This window comes from Hydrogenophaga sp. (assembly GCF_051860785.1).
Taxonomy (GTDB): Bacteria; Pseudomonadota; Gammaproteobacteria; order Burkholderiales; family Burkholderiaceae_C; genus Hydrogenophaga.
The window spans coordinates 1-18,673 of the sequence record NZ_JBIMLB010000028.1 but is presented as its reverse complement, the minus strand read 5'-3'; the positions used below and the strand labels follow the sequence as shown (position 1 = coordinate 18,673).

At 65.9% G+C, this 18,673-nt stretch carries 15 protein-coding genes; 10 read left to right on the top strand and 5 right to left on the bottom strand.

Features of this window, described 5'->3' with window-relative positions:
- The first annotated feature begins 68 nt into the window (after positions 1-68).
- The 4 genes from ACTIF6_RS24435 to ACTIF6_RS24420 all read left to right on the top strand — a co-directional run bounded on the left by ACTIF6_RS24435 (position 69) and on the right by ACTIF6_RS24420 (position 7,568).
- Positions 69-2,669 (top strand): PAS domain-containing sensor histidine kinase, encoded by a 2,601-nt coding sequence (locus tag ACTIF6_RS24435; protein WP_439590355.1) that lies wholly within the window; start codon positions 69-71, stop codon positions 2,667-2,669.
- Positions 2,666-3,304, top strand: coding sequence for a response regulator (locus ACTIF6_RS24430; RefSeq protein WP_439590354.1), 639 nt, complete (start codon positions 2,666-2,668; stop codon positions 3,302-3,304). Before ACTIF6_RS24435 ends, ACTIF6_RS24430 begins: the two co-directional genes overlap by 4 nt.
- A gap of 176 nt (positions 3,305-3,480) precedes the next feature.
- Positions 3,481-6,366 (top strand): PAS domain S-box protein, encoded by a 2,886-nt coding sequence (locus ACTIF6_RS24425; protein ID WP_439590353.1) that lies wholly within the window; start codon positions 3,481-3,483, stop codon positions 6,364-6,366.
- 41 nt (positions 6,367-6,407) lie between these two features.
- Positions 6,408-7,568 carry a response regulator gene (locus tag ACTIF6_RS24420; RefSeq protein WP_439590352.1) on the top strand — a complete coding sequence of 387 codons (1,161 nt, stop codon included), beginning with the start codon at positions 6,408-6,410 and terminating at the stop codon, positions 7,566-7,568.
- Between the two features lie 6 nt (positions 7,569-7,574).
- Here ACTIF6_RS24420 and ACTIF6_RS24415 read toward each other — a convergent pair whose 3' ends face one another.
- The 5 genes from ACTIF6_RS24415 to queA all read right to left on the bottom strand — a co-directional run bounded on the left by ACTIF6_RS24415 (position 7,575) and on the right by queA (position 12,836).
- On the bottom strand, positions 7,575-8,756 hold the full coding sequence (locus ACTIF6_RS24415) for an MFS transporter (protein ID WP_439590351.1): 1,182 nt from the start codon (positions 8,754-8,756) through the stop codon (positions 7,575-7,577).
- A gap of 40 nt (positions 8,757-8,796) precedes the next feature.
- Complete coding sequence (gene yiaA / locus ACTIF6_RS24410; protein ID WP_439590350.1) at positions 8,797-9,234, bottom strand: inner membrane protein YiaA; 438 nt, start codon at positions 9,232-9,234, stop codon at positions 8,797-8,799.
- 86 nt (positions 9,235-9,320) lie between these two features.
- Positions 9,321-10,487, bottom strand: a complete 1,167-nt coding sequence (gene tgt, locus ACTIF6_RS24405; RefSeq protein ID WP_439590349.1) for a tRNA guanosine(34) transglycosylase Tgt — start codon at positions 10,485-10,487, stop codon at positions 9,321-9,323.
- A 25-nt stretch (positions 10,488-10,512) separates the two neighbouring features.
- On the bottom strand, positions 10,513-11,727 hold the full coding sequence (locus ACTIF6_RS24400; protein WP_439590348.1) for a PQQ-dependent sugar dehydrogenase: 1,215 nt from the start codon (positions 11,725-11,727) through the stop codon (positions 10,513-10,515).
- An 8-nt stretch (positions 11,728-11,735) separates the two neighbouring features.
- The gene (gene queA / locus ACTIF6_RS24395) at positions 11,736-12,836 is read right to left on the bottom strand and encodes a tRNA preQ1(34) S-adenosylmethionine ribosyltransferase-isomerase QueA (protein WP_439590347.1); all 1,101 of its coding nucleotides are present in this window, start codon (positions 12,834-12,836) and stop codon (positions 11,736-11,738) included.
- A gap of 71 nt (positions 12,837-12,907) precedes the next feature.
- On the opposite strand from queA, the gene recG reads away from it, so the two are divergent.
- The 6 genes from recG to ACTIF6_RS24365 all read left to right on the top strand — a co-directional run.
- The gene (recG, locus tag ACTIF6_RS24390) at positions 12,908-15,004 is read left to right on the top strand and encodes an ATP-dependent DNA helicase RecG (protein WP_439590346.1); all 2,097 of its coding nucleotides are present in this window, start codon (positions 12,908-12,910) and stop codon (positions 15,002-15,004) included.
- Between the two features lie 126 nt (positions 15,005-15,130).
- Positions 15,131-15,469, top strand: coding sequence for a hypothetical protein (locus ACTIF6_RS24385; protein ID WP_439590345.1), 339 nt, complete (start codon positions 15,131-15,133; stop codon positions 15,467-15,469).
- A gap of 49 nt (positions 15,470-15,518) precedes the next feature.
- Positions 15,519-16,478, top strand: a complete 960-nt coding sequence (locus tag ACTIF6_RS24380) for a hydrogen peroxide-inducible genes activator (protein ID WP_439590344.1) — start codon at positions 15,519-15,521, stop codon at positions 16,476-16,478.
- A 51-nt stretch (positions 16,479-16,529) separates the two neighbouring features.
- A complete protein-coding gene (locus ACTIF6_RS24375; RefSeq protein ID WP_439590343.1) occupies positions 16,530-17,036 on the top strand; it encodes a Dps family protein in 507 nt (168 codons plus the stop codon).
- Positions 17,026-17,877 carry a 4-hydroxybenzoate octaprenyltransferase gene (gene ubiA / locus ACTIF6_RS24370; RefSeq protein WP_439590342.1) on the top strand — a complete coding sequence of 284 codons (852 nt, stop codon included), beginning with the start codon at positions 17,026-17,028 and terminating at the stop codon, positions 17,875-17,877. Before ACTIF6_RS24375 ends, ubiA begins: the two co-directional genes overlap by 11 nt.
- Before the next feature lie 253 nt (positions 17,878-18,130).
- On the top strand, positions 18,131-18,673 hold a 543-nt coding region (locus ACTIF6_RS24365; protein ID WP_439590341.1), incomplete at its 3' end, for a transposase.

Below are 18,673 nucleotides of genomic sequence, written 5' to 3'. Positions count from 1 at the left end.
GTGGATCCTGAATCCAGATTCCTGCATGCGTTTCGCTTCTATGCACTTGGCGGGAGCACAATACCGCCATGCCAGTGCCGCAGGATTGCCCACCCCACCAGGAATCGGGACATGCAGAAAACCCGATAGCGTCCCTGGATGGTGACCAGGGCTGGCGACTCCTTTTCGATGCCCATCCGCAGCCGATGTGGGTGACCGAGCAGAGCAACGGATGCATTCTTGCCGCCAACGCGGCGGCAGTCGCGCGTTACGGATATGCCCTGGAGGAGTTTCTGCGGCTCAACGAAAGGGATATCCAGTACGGGGAGCTCGATCCGGGCGCGACAACGCGTTGCCGGCACCGGTTGAAGAATGGCGACGTGATCGATGTCGACGTCACAACCAGCCTGGTGCGCTGGGAGGGCCGGGCGTCGCGCCTGGTGGTGGCGAACGAAACGACGGCTCATGCGGCGCTGCAGCGCGAGGTGGAGCAGGCGAGGCGGGAGACAGGTGCCGCCCGCGAATTGCTCGACCATGTGATCCATCGGGTGGACGACGCGATTTTCGCGCTCGACAAGGAACTGCGGTTCACCTACCTGAATGAGCCTGCCTTGCGCCTGCTTCAGCGCGACCGGGCCGAACAACTGATCGGTCGATACATCTGGGACGAGTACGAGCTGGAACATGCGCGGGACTTTCACCGCCCGTACGACAGGGCGCTGCGAACACAGCAGTCGGAAGTCTTCGAGGCGTTCTATGCGCCCTGGAACAAGTGGTTTGAAGGGCGTGTATTTCCTTCCCCGGAGGGGATCTCCATCTTCTGCAACGACATCACGGAACGCAAACTGTTCGAACGCCTGGTGCTCGATCGCGAGAGGGATTTTCGACTGCTGACCGAGCAGACTCCAGCGATGATCTACCGAGCGTCACTGGAACCGCCCTATCGCTCGCTGTACGTCAGCCCGTCCATCCGCATCCTCGGCTACTCCGCCAGCGAATGGTTGGCCGATCCCCTGGCCTGGACCAAGGCGCTGCATCCCGACGATTGCGAACGTGCCGTGGCGGCGCTGTCGGATGAATACGTGGATGGCGTTGACCATCAGATCGAGTATCGATTGCGCGATGCGCAGGGCCATTGGCGACATTTCCGTGACCGCTCATGCCGGATCGATCCCTCCGACGGGAGCCCTCCCTATGTGCAAGGCATTGCGCTGGATGTCACCGATCTGGTCGAGAGTGAACAGGCCTTGCGCGCCAGCGAAGCGAGTTTGCGACGCAGCGAGCAACGCTACCGCCTGGCCGCTGCCAGCGGTCAGGTCTGGGACTGGGATCTGACCAGCGACCGGCTCAACTTCAGCGACGATTTCTGGTTGCAGCTCGATGAGGACCCGCTGTCGTTCTCGGACTATTGCAGCCGCCACCTGAGGGCCAGAATTCATCCCGAGGACCAGGTTCACCACCAGGATGCCGTGCGGCGCCATCTCGGGAACCGAGAGCCGTTTGACGTCGAAATCCGCTTCTGCGATGCGATGGGCGAATGGCGATGGATGCAGATACGCGGACAGGCCGAGTGGAACGACGCCGGACGGGCCGTCTACATGGCAGGAACGACGATCGACATCACCCTGCGCAAGAGGGCTGAAACCGCGCTGCGCGAATCCGAGTCCTACCGGCGCAAGCTTTTCGACCAACTGGCCGATGGTGTGTTGCTGATCGACGCCTGCAACTGCATCCTGGATGCCAATCCGGAAGCCCTGAAGATGCTTGGCGACACAGGCGACAGCCTGATCGGCACGCCGCTCCAGGCCCTGCTGGCAGGCCCGCAACCGGCCATTTCATTCGACACCCTGAAGACGGAGTCGCCCGACGCGGTGCTGCTGAGCGAATGGAACATCCTCCGTCGAGATGGAAGTGTTGTTCCGGTGGAGGTGAGCACGCGTGCGCTCGACGAGAGGCGCTACATCGCTGTGCTGCGCGACATCACCGATCGCCGTGCCGCACAGGCAGCCCTGCTGACGCACGAGTTTGAACTCTCTGAGCTCAACCAGCGGCTGATGCTGCAGGAGAGGAGCACCACCCAGCGCCTGGCCCAGGCGTTGCATGACAACCTCGGCCAGTCTCTGGCGGTGGCCCGTTTGAACCTTGAATCCCTGCTGATCACAGCGGGAGCAACCTTGCCGCCGGTGCTGGCCGAGCAGTGCCAGCAGCTCTCGGGCGTGATGGCGCAGGCGGTGCAGGATGTGCGCAACGTGCTGGCCGATCTGCGCCCCCCACTCCTCGAGGAACAGGGCCTGGCTGCTGCGCTGGACAACGAAATCCGCGTGGCGCTGTCTGCGTCGGGTTCCGATGTGCTGCTGGAGGTTGCCGATGGCCTGCTCCGGCAGCGTTGGCCATCCGACGTGGAGTACAGCGCCTTCATGGTGGTGCGCGAGGCCATCACCAATGCCCGTCTTCATGCCGATGCGTCGCTCATCCGGGTGTTGATGGAAGGTGATGCGCACCGGCTCCATGTGGATATCGTCGACGACGGTGACGGCATTGCACCGGACATGCAGCATGGCCGTGCAGGCCATCTGGGCATCGTGGGCATGCGGGAACGTGCCATTTCCATGGGCGGACGCTGCACCATCGCTGCAGAACCGGGTGGGGGCACTCGCGTCAGCCTGAGCTGGGCGCCGCCAGGGCCATGAGCAATCTATACCTGATAGACGACCACACGCTGATGCGCGATGGTCTGCGGTCGCTGCTGCACGCTGCCGGTCACCAAGTGGTGGGCGAGTCGGCCGATCCGACGCAAGCGCTGGCCCAGTTGCGTGAACTGGGCCCGGTGGTGGTGCTGCTCGATCTGCACCTCGGCCAGCGCTCGGGCTTTGAGCTGCTGGCAGAGCTGCAGCGTCGGACGCCAGAGGCGCGCACGATCGTGCTGACGATGTCGGCCCAGCCGCGCAACGTGGCCGAAGCGCTGAGGTTGGGTGCGGCTGGTTATGTGCTCAAGGGCTCGCCCGCCTCCCAACTGCTGCAAGCGATCGATGCGGTCAGCGAAGGTCGGCGTTTCCTGGGGCCCGATGTGGCGGACCTGGCGGTGCAGGGGTTCACCTCGCCGGGCGACGATGCCCTGGGAACGCTCTCGGTTCGCGAGCGCCAGATCGTGTTGATGGTGGTTCAGGGGCAGTCCAGCACCGAGATCGGACGCGCGCTGCACCTGTCCCCCAAGACGGTGGACTCGTACCGCAGTCGCATCATGACCAAGCTGGCCACCCCCGACGTGCCCGCCCTCGTTCGATTTGCCATCCGTACCGGCTTGATCGACGCTGGGGACGCCTGACTCGGGGCGCACTCCTGCATCGTCTGGCGCCATGGCATGCGCAGACGGACCGACGACACGATCGACCCACGGGCCGCGTCGAGAACTCCCCACAGACCGCGACCAGCGTCCTTTTTACAGTCCAGCGCAGACGTGGTCGGCGTGCCCGTCCTGTCCCAACCCACCGATTCAACGTCATGCAATCCGCTCCCCTGACTCCCGGCGAAGCCCGGCGTCTGGACATCCTCGACTCCTTGGGCGTTCTCGACACACCAGCCGATCCCGTGCTCGATGGCATCGTGCGGGCCGCCGCCCATCTCACCGGGTGCCCCATCTCGCTGGTGAGTCTGATCGATGACAGACGCCAGTGGTTCAAGGCGCGTTTGGGTCTGGACGTGCAGCAGACGCCTCGCGAACTGGCGTTTTGTGCCCATGCCATCTTGCAGGCCGATGTGTTGGAAGTGGTCGATGCGCGGCTGGACGCACGATTCGCCGACAACCCGCTGGTGACTGGCGATCCCCATGTGGTCTTCTACGCAGGCGTGCCGCTGTCGGTGGAAGGTCATTCCATGGGCACGCTGTGCGCGATCGACCACGTTCCGCGCGAACTGTCCGACGTGCAGCACCAGACGTTGAGAGACCTGGCACGTGCGGCCGAACACTGGCTGCAGACGCAGCTGGCCAATCGACAGGCCCAGAGGGCCAGTGCCGAGCACCGCCATCTGTTTGACCAGATGGGTGACGGCATCCTGGTCGTCGACCACCACCACCGCGTGATCGAGGCGAACCCCTCAACCGGGCGCATGCTCGGTTACGGCGTCGACGAACTCCAGCAGATGCACCTGCGCGATCTGTTGCCGGCATCTGAACACCGCCGGATCACCCGCGCTGCGTTGCGGGCACTCAAGGGAGGCGAGCAACTGGCTGAATGGCAGGTTTTGCGCAGCGATGGCAGCAGCTTCATCGCGGAGGTCAGTATTCGAGTGGTCGGCCAGTCGCGTTTCGTGGTGGTCATGCGCGACATCACAGCGCGGCACGCGCAGGAACAGGAGCTGCGGCTGCTCTCCATGGCGGTCGAGCAAAGCGTGCAGAGCATCGTCATCACCGACCTGCAGGGCAACATCGAGTACGTCAACGCGGCGGTGCTGACGAGCTCGGGTTACGCCATGCAGGAGTTGCTGGGGCAGAACCCTCGCATGTTGCAGGCGGGGAAAACACCGCATGAGACCGTTGTCCAGATGTGGCGGCAGCTCACCGCGGGCAGTCCCTGGCGTGGCCTGCTGTTCAATCGTCGCAAGGACGGCGTGGAGTACGTGGTGGACGCGACGATCACGCCCATTCGAGATGCTCTGGGGAACGTGACGCAGTACCTGGCCTTGATGCTGGATGTGACCGAGAAGCGGCGCCTGATCGAAGAACTCGAGCGTCATCAGCTCCACCTGGAGCATCTGGTGGGGCAGCGCACTGCGGCACTGGTGGAAGCGCGCCAGGCGGCCGAGGCGGCCAGCGAGGCCAAGAGTGCGTTTCTTGCCACCATGAGCCACGAGATTCGCACGCCCATGAATGGCGTGGTGGGCAGCCTCGACTTGCTGCAGCACTCCGAGCTCACGGCCTATCAGCGTGACCTGATCGACACCGTCTGCGAATCGGCGCTGGGCCTGCTGACCATCATCGATGACATCCTGGACTTCTCAAAGATCGAAGCTGGCCAGCTTCGACTGCAGAACGAAGCGGTCTCGCTGGTGCGGCTCTCCGACAGCGTGTGCAATGCCCTGCGTCCCACGGCCACCAGCCATGGAGTTGGGCTGCTGGTGGACGTCGCACCGGACTTGCCAGACTGGATGCTCGGTGACGCAACGCGGTTGCGGCAGATCCTCAACAACCTGATCGCCAACGCCATCAAGTTCTCGACCGGCGTAGGTCGGGCAGGGCAGGTGCTGCTCCGCGTGCAGGCGTGCGGACCGGACTTGCCCAGGCACCTTCAGTTGATCGTGATCGACAACGGGATCGGCATGAGCGCTGAAGTGCTTCAGCGCATCTTTCAACCCTTTGTGCAGGCTGAAAGCACCACCACACGGCGTTTTGGCGGTACGGGGCTGGGGCTGTCGATCTGCAAGCGGCTGACCGCACTGATGGGCGGATGGATCGAGGTCGACAGCGAAGCGGGCAAGGGTTCCACCTTCACCGTGACATTGCCATTCGAACCTGCGCTCCCCCCTCAACGGCCGGCCGACGAAAACCTCGCCATGACCACGAGCACCAGACCACGCTTTGCCCGTTCCGGAGGACCACTCGTGTTGGTGGCCGAAGACAACACCGTCAACCAGAAGGTGATCGGACATCAGCTCAGGCTGCTGGGATTCGAGGCGGAGATGGTCAGCGACGGAATCGAAGCACTGGCGTTGTGGCGCGCCGGTCGGGCCACGCAGCGACACGCCTTGCTGCTCACGGATCTGCACATGCCAGGCATCGATGGCTACACGCTCGCGAGCACGATTCGCGCAGAGGAAGCCAGTGGGGCGCGCCTGCCGATCGTGGCATTGTCGGCCAATGCCTTGCACGGCGAGGTCGAACGCTGTCGAGCCGCCGGCATGGACGACTACCTAAGCAAGCCGGTTCGGGCCGAGCAGTTGGGCGAAGTCATCAGGCAATGGTGGCCGGTGGAGGATCTCCAGGCGCCGGCTTTGTCCGCTCCGGTGGATTGTGAAGACCTCGAGGTGCTCGATGTCGATCTCGGTCGATGCGACTATGACGACCAGGCACTGGAGCGGCTCATCGGCGACGACGCTGAACTGCTGGCCGATTTCCGTCAGCGTTTCGTGGTCTCCGCTCTCAACACCGTCGACGAGATGCGTCGCGCCGCCCGCAATGGCGACACGGCCACCTTGTCCGGTCTCGCTCACCGCCTCTCTTCGTCCTGTCGCCTGATCGGTGCCATGGCGTTGGCAGACTGTTGCAACCGCATCGAGCACGCCCGCCCTCGTTCCAGCTCTGGAGAACTGCACGGCCTCATGGTCCGGTTGGAGGAGGCGCTGGCACATGCCCTGACCCGCCTGTCCGATCACGAGGGATCGCGGCGTTGAAAGGCCGCAGGTGAAGTCGCGCGAATCACGAGGACCTGATCATGAAGCACCGAGAAGCCCGCATCCTGGTGGTGGGCGACAACGCCATGGACGCAGAGCAGGTCTGCGACATGCTGCGAGATCGTTACCCGCATGTGCAGGCGACCACCGATCCGAAGAGCTGGGACTCGGCGTTCGACGCGCTCAAACCTCAACTGCTGGTGCTGGCCTTCAAGTTGCTGGAGGCGAGCGAACGCTTTTACCTCGGCCTGTACCGGCGCAGTGAGGTGATTCAGTCGCTGGCGCACCGTACGCTGCTGCTGTGTGACAAGGAAAGCGTGCGGCGCGGATTCGAGCTTTGCATGCAGGAGGTTTTCGACGATTACGTGCTGTTCTGGCCCCTGGTGCACGACGCCAAGCGACTGGCCATGTCGGCACATCTGGCGCTGTGCGCCCTGGAGCAGAAACAGGCGCTCGAGCCGCTGTCCGAGCTGGCCAGCCTGGCCCGCCGTGCCGAGGCTCTGGAGGAGCAGCTTGCTCAGCAGGTCAAACTGGGGCGGGTGCACGTCCAGCACGCCCAGACCACGGCACGCCTGGCCCAGGCATCGATGAGCCGTGCAATGGGTGGCCTGTCAGAGCGCATCCTGGCCAACGGCCTGGACAATGCACTCACCGTGCGCGACGCCTCCCGTGTGGAGCAGGCCTTTGGCAATCTGCAGCGCGAGACCCTGATTCCGACGCTGGAGGATGTGGTCCAGGCGGCTCAACCCGTGCAGGACTGGGTGGACACCATCACGAGTGAACTGGCCGAGCCGCTGAAGGCCACCAGGGCCATGGTGCACCGTGCCAGGCTGAGCCGCCCGCAGCTTCTGGTGGTGGATGACGATGTGTTCATGCGCCGTTTGCTCAAACAGGTGCTCACCAGCGCTCAGTACGATGTCGAGGCGGTTGGAACTGCGGCGGACGCGCAGCTCTTTCTGACCACGAACCGGCCAGACCTGATCCTCATGGATTTCCTGTTGCCGGACTCCAACGGCATCTTGCTCACGCGCGAGCTCAAGAGCGGTCAGTTCAGTGGGGACATTCCGGTGATCATGCTCACTGGCCAGACCGAACGAAAGGTGATTGTGGAGAGCCGCAAGGCCGGCGCCGTGGGCTTCGTGGCCAAGCCCTTCAACCGAGACCTTCTGCTGAAGAAGGTCGCTCATCATCTCGCTCTGTGAGGGGCATCAAGGGTGAGCGGTTTCCTCGCGCCATAAAGGGCGCAACGCCCACAGCCCCAGGGCGGGGCCGATGGCCAGCCAGGGCAGCAATGCGCTCAGCGCCATGCGCTCGGCCAGCGAGACGAACAGGAGGATGCTGACGATGGAGATCGCGAAGCCAATGCTGTTGGTCAGCGTGAGCACGCTGCCCACGGCTTGCGGTGGCGCGTTGCGCGCGGTGAGCGTGGAGAACTGCGGCGAATCGCCCGAGACGGTGATGCCCCAGAGCACCAGCCAGCTGTAGAACGCCAGCGCAGGTGCGTCGATCAGCAGGGGCGAAGCGAGACAGCAGGCGCCGCTGACGGCGAGCTGGCTGCCGGCCACGCGCGCGCTGCCCCAGCGTTGCGCCATCCATCCGCCACCGGCGCAGCCGATCACGCCCGCCCCGAGCACGAGGAACGCCGCCCACGACAGCGCCGTGCCCTGCAGCCGCGTGGCCAGCACCAGTGGCACCATCACCCACATGGTGTAGAGCTCCCACATGTGCCCGAAATAGCCCAGCACCGAGCTGCGCACGCGCGCGTCGGTCCACAGCGTGGCCAGTGCGCGCCACTGCAGCGTGGTCACGCGCGGCTGCGCGCCCGGCGGGTCGGTGGTGCCGAAATACAGCAGAAGCCCACCGGTGGCGGCGAGCGCAGCCACCCCCAGCATCAGCGTGGGCCAGGGCAGAGCACCGCTGATCGCGCGCAGCGCGTGCGCGCTGGCCGAACCCAGCACCAGCGCGCCGATGAGCAAGCCCAGCGCGCCCCCCAGGCCGCGCGAATACCACTGCGCCGCGATCTTCATGCCGACGGGGTAGATGCCAGCCAGGAAGAAGCCGGTGGCAAAACGCCAGGCCAGCAGCGCGGTGAAATCGCGCACCGTCCACCAGGCCCCCACCGTGCAGGCCGCGCCCGCGAGCGAGCAGATCAGAAACACCAGGCGCGGCGGGAAACGGTCGGCCAGTGCCAGCAGCGCGAACACCAGCGTGCCGACGATGAAACCGAACTGCAGCGAAGACGTGAGCGTGCCGACCGAGGACGTGGACCAGCCCAGTTCGCGCTGAAGGTCGGGCATGACGGCATTCACCGCGAACCACAGCGAGGTACCCAGCAGCTGGGCCAGGACCAGGATGGGCAGGATGTGTGCGGGAACGGTGCGCTGCGTCACGCTGTCCTGGCTTCGTATGGCCGCAGGGGCCTGGGATGGGTCAGCGCACGGTGGAGATGTCGTCGTCCGGCTCGGCCAGGGGTTTGAACTGGGCCGCGTCGCGGATGTTCTTCTGCACCGTGACCGAGCCGAACAGCGACAGCAGGAACGCCATGGCGTAGAAGCCTTTCTCACTGTTGGCAAGGGTGGCGTTCCACAGGCCCACGGTCAAGAGCAGCACGGCCAGCCCCAGCGACAGCCAGCAAAGACCGTAGTAGATGCCTGTGACGGGAATGCCCTCGAGCCGGTCGCGCACGGATTTCTGCAGCGATACGGCGGAGAACAGCCCATACATCAGCAGCGTGAAGTAGTAGCCCTTCTCATTGAGTTGCATCTGGGCATTCCACAGCCCCGACAGGTAAGTGATGGCACCGACCAGCATGGCGGCCCAGGCGGCGGCGACGAAGGCGCCAGTGGGCTTGTGGATGTTCTTCTGCATGAATGCCTCCTCACGGGTTTTGGAAGCCACCAATGTAGTGGATTCGGCCGGTGCACCCGGCGCCGTCCGGCTGCGCCCGCTGCCGCTCAGACGCCGCGTGCGCGGTCGGTCCTGAACCGGGCGCGGAAGGCCTCGAAATGTCCGGCGTCCAGCGCCTCGCGCACCTCGCGCATGAGGTTCAGGTAGTAGTGCAGGTTGTGGATGGTGCACAACATCGGGCCGAGCATTTCGCCACAGCGGTCCAGGTGGTGCAGGTAGGCGCGGCTGAAGCCCTCGCGCCCGCCGTCGTTCCAGCTCACACCGCTGCGGCCGGCGCAGGCGTGGCAGGTGCAGGTGGGGTCAAGCGGCTGGTGGTCGGTCTTGTGGCGGGCGTTGCGGATCTTCAGGTCGCCGAAGCGGGTGAACAGCGTGCCGTTGCGCGCGTTGCGCGTGGGCATCACGCAGTCGAACATGTCCACGCCGTCGGCCACACCCTGCACCAGGTCTTCGGGTGTGCCCACGCCCATGAGGTAGCGCGGCTTGTGCGCGGGCAGGCGGTGCGGCGTGTGCGCCATGATCTGCAGCATCTGGTCCTTGGGTTCGCCCACGCTCACGCCGCCAATGGCGTAGCCGGGGAAATCCATGTCCACCAGCGCGTCCAGCGATTCCTGCCGCAGGTGTTCAAACATGCCGCCCTGCACGATGCCGAAGAGGGCGTTGGGGTTCTCGAGCCGCGCGAACTCGTCTTGCGAGCGCTTCGCCCAGCGCAGACTCATTTCCATGCTCTTGCGCGCCTCGGCCTCCGTGGTGATGTGGCCGTTGGTCTCGTACGGGGTGCACTCGTCGAGCTGCATCACGATGTCGCTGTTCAGGCCGGTCTGGATCTGCATGCTCACTTCAGGCGACATGAACAGCTTGTCGCCGTTCACGGGTGATGCGAACGTCACGCCGTTTTCGGTGATCTTGCGCATGGCGCCCAGCGACCACACCTGGAAGCCGCCCGAGTCGGTGAGGATGGGCTTGTGCCACTGCTCGAAGGCGTGCAGCCCGCCGAAGCTGGCCATGACGTCACGGCCCGGCCGCATCCACAGGTGGAAGGTGTTGCCCAGGATGATCTGTGCGCCCATGTCTTCCAGACTGGCGGGCATCACGCCCTTGACGGTGCCGTAGGTGCCCACGGGCATGAAGATGGGGGTCTGCACCACGCCGTGGTTGAGCGTGAGGCGGCCACGGCGCGCGTGGCCTTCGGTCTTGAGCAGTTCGAACTGGAGCATGGTGTGACTCGTTGGGTGAGCAGGTTCAGGGTCGGCGCGCGATGACGATCACGCTGCGGTTGCGGTCTTCGACGATCCACAGGCGGCCTTCCTCATCGAAGGCGGCGCCCGCTGGCGTACCCAGAGGCCGCACGCCAGCCTGCGCATGCCAGCCGCTCACGAGGTCTTCGCGCGTGCCCGCGGGGCGGCCTTCTTCGTCGAGTTGCCAGGCCACGATGCGGTGACCGCCGGTGCGGTAGCCGTGCCACACGGCCAGAAGGCGGCCGGCGAAGGGGCCGTCGGCAATGGTGGGAGGTGCCGTGAGCAGTTGCAGCGGTGCGACGTGCGCTGGCCACGCCGCGTGAGCCGGTGTGTGGGATCTGCAGCGCACGCGCCCTTCGTAGCCGCGCGCGGGAACCGCGCGGCCTTTCGCATCGCTCACGCAATACGGCCAACCGTAGGACGCACCGTCCTTCAGTTCGTTGAGTTCTTCGGCTGGCAGGGTGGCATCCGTGTAATCAACCGAGTTCTCGGCCTGCCACAGACGCAGCGTGCCGTCCTGCGCCTGTGTGCTGGCCAGGCCGAGCGAGTTGCGCAGACCCGTGGCCAGGGGCCGCAGGCTTTCCAGCTTGAGGTCGGGGCCGCCGAAGCTCGCGACGTACACCGCTGCGCGCGGCTGCGGGCCGGTGGACTCGGGGCAGGGGATCGGCTGCTGTTGCGCCGCATCGCGGCAGGCGTCGGTTTCCGAACCCAGGTTGATCAGCAGCCGGCCATCGGGTAGGAAGGCCAGTTCCTTCAACGGATGGGCGCCGCCCGAGGGAAGGCCGGTGATCACGTCCTGCCGCTGCACGGTCTCGCCCACGGGAGTGCGCCACACCGTGGCAGCTTCACCGATGTAGATGCGTCCGTCGGGACCTCTGGCGAGACCGTGTGGGCGGTCGAGCCCGGTGGCCAGCACCCGAATGCGCCCCGGCTGGCCGCGCGTGATGTCGGTGCGCAGCTCCAGCAGGCGGCCTCGGCGAGGCTCCCAGTTGCCCATGTCCACGATCCACAAGCGGTCGGGTGCCACGGCCAGGATGCGCCTGGGCATGCGCAGCCCATCGCGCGCATCGGCCACCAGCCCCGCGCACCAGCCTTCGGGCACCTTCAGCGCGATGCCGGGATGGCCCGCGCAGGCGGCCTGTGGCGCGTAGAGAGGGTCCGCCGCCAGTGAAGCGCGCGAGAGCAGCAGACTCAGCAGGGCGATGGCAGCGAGGCGCATCGTGATGCTCAGGCGCGTTGCAACAGCATGGCGTCGCCATAGCTGAAGAAGCGGTAGCGCTGCGCGATGGCGTGGGCATACAGCGCGCGAATGGCATCGAAGCCGGCGAAGGCGCTGACCAGCATCATCAGCGTGGACTGGGGCAGGTGGAAATTGGTGACCAGCCGGTCCACCACGCGGAAGTCGAAGCCGGGCGTGATGAAGATGTTGGTGTCGCCCTGCGTTTGCCCCGAGCGTGCCCAGCTCTCCAGCGTGCGCACGGTGGTGGTGCCCACGGCCACCACGCGGCCGCCGCGCGCGCGGCAGTCGGCAATGGCTTGCAGCGTGGCGGGCGGGATGGCGTAGCGTTCATGGTGCATCACGTGGTCGGCGATGCGCTCGACCTTCATGGGCGCGAAGGTGCCTGCGCCCACGTGCAGCGTGACGCTGGCGCGCTGCACGCCGCGCGCCTCCAGCGCGCCGAGCAGGGCGTCGTCGAAATGCAGTGCGGCGGTGGGCGCAGCCACCGCACCGGGCACGCGGGCAAACACGGTCTGGTAACGGCGCTCGTCGTCGGCGTCATCGGCGTGTTCGATGTACGGCGGCAGCGGCACGTGGCCGTGGCGCGCCATCAACTCATAGGGTGTTTCGTCCGCCGGTCCGTGCAGCCGGAAGCGGAACAGCTGGCCTTGTGCATCGGGCCAGCGGCCGAGAAACACGGCGTCGAAACCCCCACCCTTCAAGCCGCCCGCCATGTGCAACCGGCCACCGGGCAGCGGCTTCTTGCTCACGCGCAGGTGGGCCACCACCTCATGGGCAGAGCCGTCGCTGGCCTCCAGTGGCAGCAGCACGCGCTCGATCAGCATCTCCACCTGGCCGCCCGTGGCTTTCTGGCCGAAAAGGCGCGCCTTGACGACCTGCGTGTCGTTGAACACCAGCAGGTCGCCCGGGTTCAGCAGGTCGGGCAGCTCGCGGAAGACGCGGTCCACCGGCGGGTTGCCGGTGCCATCGAGCAGGCGCGAGGCGCTGCGCTCGGGCGCGGGGTGCTGGGCGATGAGCTCGGGCGGGAGCTGGAAGTCGAAATCGGCGACGCTGAATTCGCGTGCGGCGGCGGGATGCGGAGCGTTCATGCTGCTTGAGGGCCGTACAAGGCCCGTGCCAAGTGGATCGGGAGGGGAATGGAACCGGGCAGAATTGTCCCATGCCCGAAGCCACCCCCGAACGCAAGCCCCTGTCTGCCCCGCAGAAGGCCTTGCGCAAGCTCGGGCTGGTGCGCGACATCGACCTGGCCCTGCACCTGCCGCTGCGCTACGAAGACGAGACCCGCATCGTGCGGCTGCGCGATGCGCGCGACGGGCAACTGGCGCAGATCGAGGGCACGGTCACGCGCAGCGAGATCAGCAGCCGGCCACGACGCCAGTTGCTGGTGACACTGGACGACGGCAGCGACACCTGCACCCTGCGCTTCTTCACGTTCTACCCCACGCACCAGAAGGCGCTGTCGGTGGGCCAGCGCGTGCGGGTGCGCGGCGAGTTGCGCGGCGGCTTTCTGGGCTGGACCATGGTGCATCCCGCCTTCCATCAGGCAGGCGGCGAACTGCCCGACGCACTCACACCGGTCTACCCCACCAGCGCGCAGTTGCCGCAGGCCTACCTGCGCAAGGCCGTGGCCAGCGGCCTGAACCGTGCCGATCTGAGCGAGACGCTGCCCTCGGAGTTGTTGAAAGAGCTGCAGCGCGTGGTGCGCACGCCCTGGGATCTGCGCGAATCGCTGCGCTACCTGCACCACCCAGGGCCGGACGTGTCGCTCGATGCGCTGGAAGACCGCAGCCACCCGGCCTGGCAGCGCCTCAAGGCCGAAGAGTTGCTGGCCCAGCAGCTCTCGCAGCACACCGCCAAACAGGAGCGAGCCCAATTGCGCGCGCCGACCCTCGATGCCCGTATCGGTGGGCTGCATGAGCAATTGCTGGCCGTGCTGCCCTTCAGCCTGACCGGTGCCCAGCGCCGCGTGGTGGAAGAGATCGCGCGCGACCTGACACGCCAGGTGCCCATGCACCGCCTGCTGCAGGGTGACGTGGGTTCCGGCAAGACCGTGGTGGCTGCACTCTCGGCCGCCGTTGCCATCGACGCCGGCTGGCAGTGTGCGCTGATGGCGCCCACCGAGATCCTGGCGCAGCAGCACTTCACCAAGCTCATCGGCTGGCTGGAGCCCTTGCTGGCCCCACTGGGCAAGCGCGTGGCCTGGCTCACCGGCAGCCAGAAGAAGAAACAGCGCGGCGAGATGCTGGCCCTGGTGGCCAGCGGCGAAGCCGCGCTGGTGGTGGGCACCCATGCCGTCATCCAGGAGCAGGTGCAGTTCCACCGCCTGGGGCTGGCCATCATCGACGAGCAGCACCGCTTCGGCGTGGCGCAGCGGCTGGCGCTGCGGGGGAAGATGGGGCAGGGTGCCGATGGCCCTCTGCAGGAGCCGCATCTTCTGATGATGACGGCCACCCCGATCCCGCGCACGCTGGCGATGAGCTACTACGCAGACCTCGACGTCTCCACCATCGACGAGCTGCCGCCCGGGCGCACACCCATCGTCACCAAGGTGGTGGCCGACAGCCGACGCGCCGAGGTGATCGAGCGCATCCGCAGCCAACTGGAGCAAGGCCGGCAGGTGTACTGGGTGTGCCCACTGATCGAAGAGAGCGAGGCTCTGGATCTCTCCAATGCCACGGCCACGCACGCCGAACTGAGCGAAGCCTTGCCCGGCGTGCTGGTCGGTCTTCTGCACTCGCGCATGCCGGTGGCCGAGAAAAAGGCGGTGATGTCGCTCTTCACCGCTGGACAGATGGGTGTGCTGGTGTCCACCACCGTGATCGAGGTCGGCGTGGACGTGCCCAACGCCTCGTTGATGGTGATCGAACACGCCGAGCGCTTCGGCCTGAGCCAGTTGCACCAGTTGCGTGGCCGTGTGGGGCGCGGCGCGGCGGCCTCGGCCTGCGTGCTGCTCTACACGCCACCCGACGGCGGGCGCCTGGGCGAGACCGCGCGCGAACGTCTCAAGGCCATGGTGGAAACCAGCGATGGGTTCGAGATCGCTCGCCGCGATCTGGAGATCCGAGGCCCGGGTGAGTTCCTGGGCGCTCGTCAGTCCGGTGCGCCGCTGCTGCGTTTTGCCGATCTGGCCACCGACACCCACCTGCTCGAATGGGCCCGTCAGGCGGCACCGCAGATGCTCGCACGCCATTCCGGCCTGGCCGAAAAGCACATCGCGCGCTGGCTGGGTGGCAAGGCCGAGTTCCTCAAGGCCTGATCCGTGCCGGCCGCTTCGTTTGCAGAAAGGCAGTTCTGATGCCGCTGTGGCGCGCGCTCGTGCTCCCGCACGCGAAGCCGCAGCCCCCGTGGCAAAGTGACTTTTCCGTCACTTGGAGGAGGGCGCATGACCGAAGACATCTCAGCACTGGCCCGCGACGAGGTCAGAATCCGGCAGATCGACAGCCTGCGGCGGATGGGCCGGCTGGATCCTCGCAGTGCCGACGCGCAAGCCCTCTTGTTCACCAGCGTGCGTGACGGTTTTTCAAGATCCGCATCGGCCCTGCTGGCCATGGGCGTGCCACCCAAGTACGTGGGATGGACGCAACAACAGGCCGACAGGTACCTGGCGGGCGATGCCCAGGTTGCCAGTGAGATGGCCGTGCCCAATCAGGTGGCATCGACACGCCGGTCGGTGCATGCCGGGCTGAGCCGCCATCCGGGGCGAACCGCTCACTGCGCCTAGGTATCGGCCCCACTTCGAAGGGCGCAGGGAGCGGGTGCAGAATACCCCCATGACGCTCACCGAACTCAAATACATCGTGGCGGTGGCGCGCGAGCGGCACTTCGGCAAGGCGGCCGAGGCCTGTTTCGTGTCCCAGCCCACGCTCTCGGTGGCGATCAAGAAGCTGGAAGAGGAGCTGGAGCTCAAGATCTTCGAGCGCAATGCCACCGAGATCAGCGTGACGCCGCTGGGCGAGGAAATCGTTCGCCAGGCGCAGACGGTGCTGGAGCAGGCCGCCTCCATCAAGGAAATCGCCAAGCGCGGCAAGGACCCGCTGGCCGGGCCGCTGCGGCTGGGCGTGATCTACACCATCGGGCCCTACCTGCTGCCCGACCTGGTCCGCCACGTCATTGACCGCACGCCGCAGATGCCGCTGATGCTGCAGGAGAACTTCACCGTCAAGCTGCTGGAGCAACTGCGCCTGGGCGAGATCGACTGCGCCATCCTGGCCGAGCCGTTTCCCGACACCAACCTGGCCATTGCGCCGCTCTACGACGAGCCGTTCCTGGCGGCGGTGCCGCACACCCACCCGCTGGCGAAACAGGGGCACATCACCAATGAAGAGCTCAAGCGGGAAACCATGCTGCTGCTGGGCACGGGTCATTGCTTCCGCGACCACGTGCTCGAGGTCTGCCCCGAATTCGCGCGCTTCTCCAACGACACCGAGGGCATTCGCAAGAGCTTCGAAGGCTCTTCGCTGGAGACCATCAAGCACATGGTGGCCTCCGGCATGGGCGTGACGCTGGTGCCGCGCCTGTCGGTGCCCGCGTCGGCGCTGGACGGTACCGCCCGGCCGGGTGCGGACTTCGGCGACTCTTCCTACGTGCGTTACCTGCCGTTCAAGGGCGACCCGCCCACGCGCCGCGTGGTGCTGGCCTGGCGCAGGAGCTTCACGCGCTACGAGGCCATCGCGGAATTGCGCAACGCCATTTATGCGTGCGAATTGCCCGGCGTCAAACGCCTTTCGTGAAGCGCTGCGTAAACTTGCACCGTTTCCTTCCGACTTCTCCAGGAGTTCCTCATGGCCAAATCACCTGCCAAATCTCCCTCAGCGCCCGCCATCAACATCGGCATCGGCGAAAAGGACCGCGCCGCCATTGCCAAGGGCCTGTCGCACCTGCTGGCCGACACCTACACGCTGTACCTGACCACGCACAACTTCCACTGGAACGTGACGGGCCCCATGTTCAACACGCTGCACGCGATGTTCATGACCCAGTACACCGAACTCTGGGGCGCGGTGGACCCGATTGCCGAACGCATCCGCTCGCTGGGCCATCCCGCACCGGGCTCCTATGCCCAGTTCGGCAAGCTGGCCTCGGTGCCCGATGCACCTGCCATCTCGCCCAAGGCGCTGGAGATGGTGCGCATCCTCGTGCAGGGTCATGAAGCCGTGGCGCGCACCGCGCGTGGCCTGTTCCCCCTGGCCGACAAGGCCGGCGACGAGCCCACCGCCGACCTGCTGACGCAGCGCCTCACGGTGCACGAGCAGACCGCCTGGATGCTGCGTTCCCTGCTTGAAGAATAAGCTCGCGCTTTACCTCGACCTGATCCGCTGGAACCGCCCGGCGGGCTGGTTGCTGCTGCTCTGGCCTTCGCTGTCGGCGCTGTGGATTGCGGCCGATGGGTTCCCCGGCTGGCATCTGCTGACGGTGTTCGTGCTCGGCACCATCCTCATGCGCAGCGCCGGCTGCTGCACGAACGACGTGGCCGACCGGGAGTTCGACAGACACGTCAAGCGCACGGCGCAGCGCCCGGTGACCTCGGGTCGGGTCTCCCCGCGCGAGGCGCTGGTGGTGGGCGCGGTGCTGGCGCTGGCCGCCTTCGGGCTGGTGCTCACCACCAATGCGTTCACGGTGAAGCTGTCGTTCGCGGCGTTGGCCATCGCGCTCATCTACCCCTACGCCAAACGCTTTGTTTCCATGCCACAGGCGGTGCTGGGCGTGGCCTTCAGCTTCGGCGTGCCGATGGCGTTTGCAGCCGTGCAGGCGCAGGTGCCAGTGCTGGCCTGGGTGCTGCTGGCGGGCAACCTCTTCTGGGTGCTGGCCTACGACACCGAGTACGCGATGGTCGATCGCGACGACGACATCCGCGTCGGCATGAAGACCTCGGCCATCACGTTGGGTCGGTACGACGTGCCGGCCGTGACCGCCTTCTACCTGGTGTTCCTGACGGTCTGGACGGTGGCCCTGTGGACGCGGGTGAATCTCTGGGTGTGGGCCCCCATGCTGGTCGTGGCGCTCGCCCAGGTGGTGTGGCACTTCCAGCTCATCAAGGACCGCACGCGCGAAGGCTGCTTCAAGGCTTTCCGGCTGAACCACTGGCTGGGCTTCACAGTTTTTGCCGGCGTGGTGCTCGGGCTGGTTTGACGTGCGCTGCGTTTCGTGTGTGGTGCATCGCTGGCCCACAGACGCGGCGTGCCCTGCTCCGCGGCTGTCCCCCGGCGGCTGGAGCCGCCTCCTCCTTTATGCCGCTCCGCAGGGCACACCGCGTCCGTGGGCAGACGGGCGAGTGAGCGCGCGTCCTATGGGTTTTGGCGCTGTACGATGGCGGCTATCGGCGGCGGATTCAACCGGTCGATGCAACACACTAACCACCGCGCAGGCGGAAGGAGTGTTGCAGATGAAACGGCGACCACGGATCTACTATTCAGATAGCCAGAAAGCGCTGATGTGGGCGCGCTGGAAGCAAGGCTGGACGTTGCATGAGATCGGAAAGCTCTTTGATCGACCCCACACGTCGATTCATCGAATACTCGCGGAGACAGGCGGCTTCCTGCCGGCACAGCGGTCGCGCGCATCGGATGCGTTGACCTTGGCCGAACGCGAGGAGATCTCGCGGGCGATGGTGGCAGGTGAATCGATTCGATCAACTGCTGCGCGGCTCGGGCGAGCACCATCAACGATCAGCCGGGAGATCAAGCGCAATGGAGGCGGTGAAGGCTACCGTGCCAACCAGGCCGATGCAGCGGCTTGGGATCGAGCGCGGCGCCCAAAGCGCTGCAAGCTCAGTGAGAACCGCGCCTTGGCTCGCACCGTGGCCGACAAGCTGCGCATGCTCTGGTCACCAGAACAAATCGCAGGCTGGCTCAAGCATACTTATCCGCGCGACGAGAGCCATCACGTGTCACACGAGACCATCTACCGCAGTCTGTTCATTCAAGCG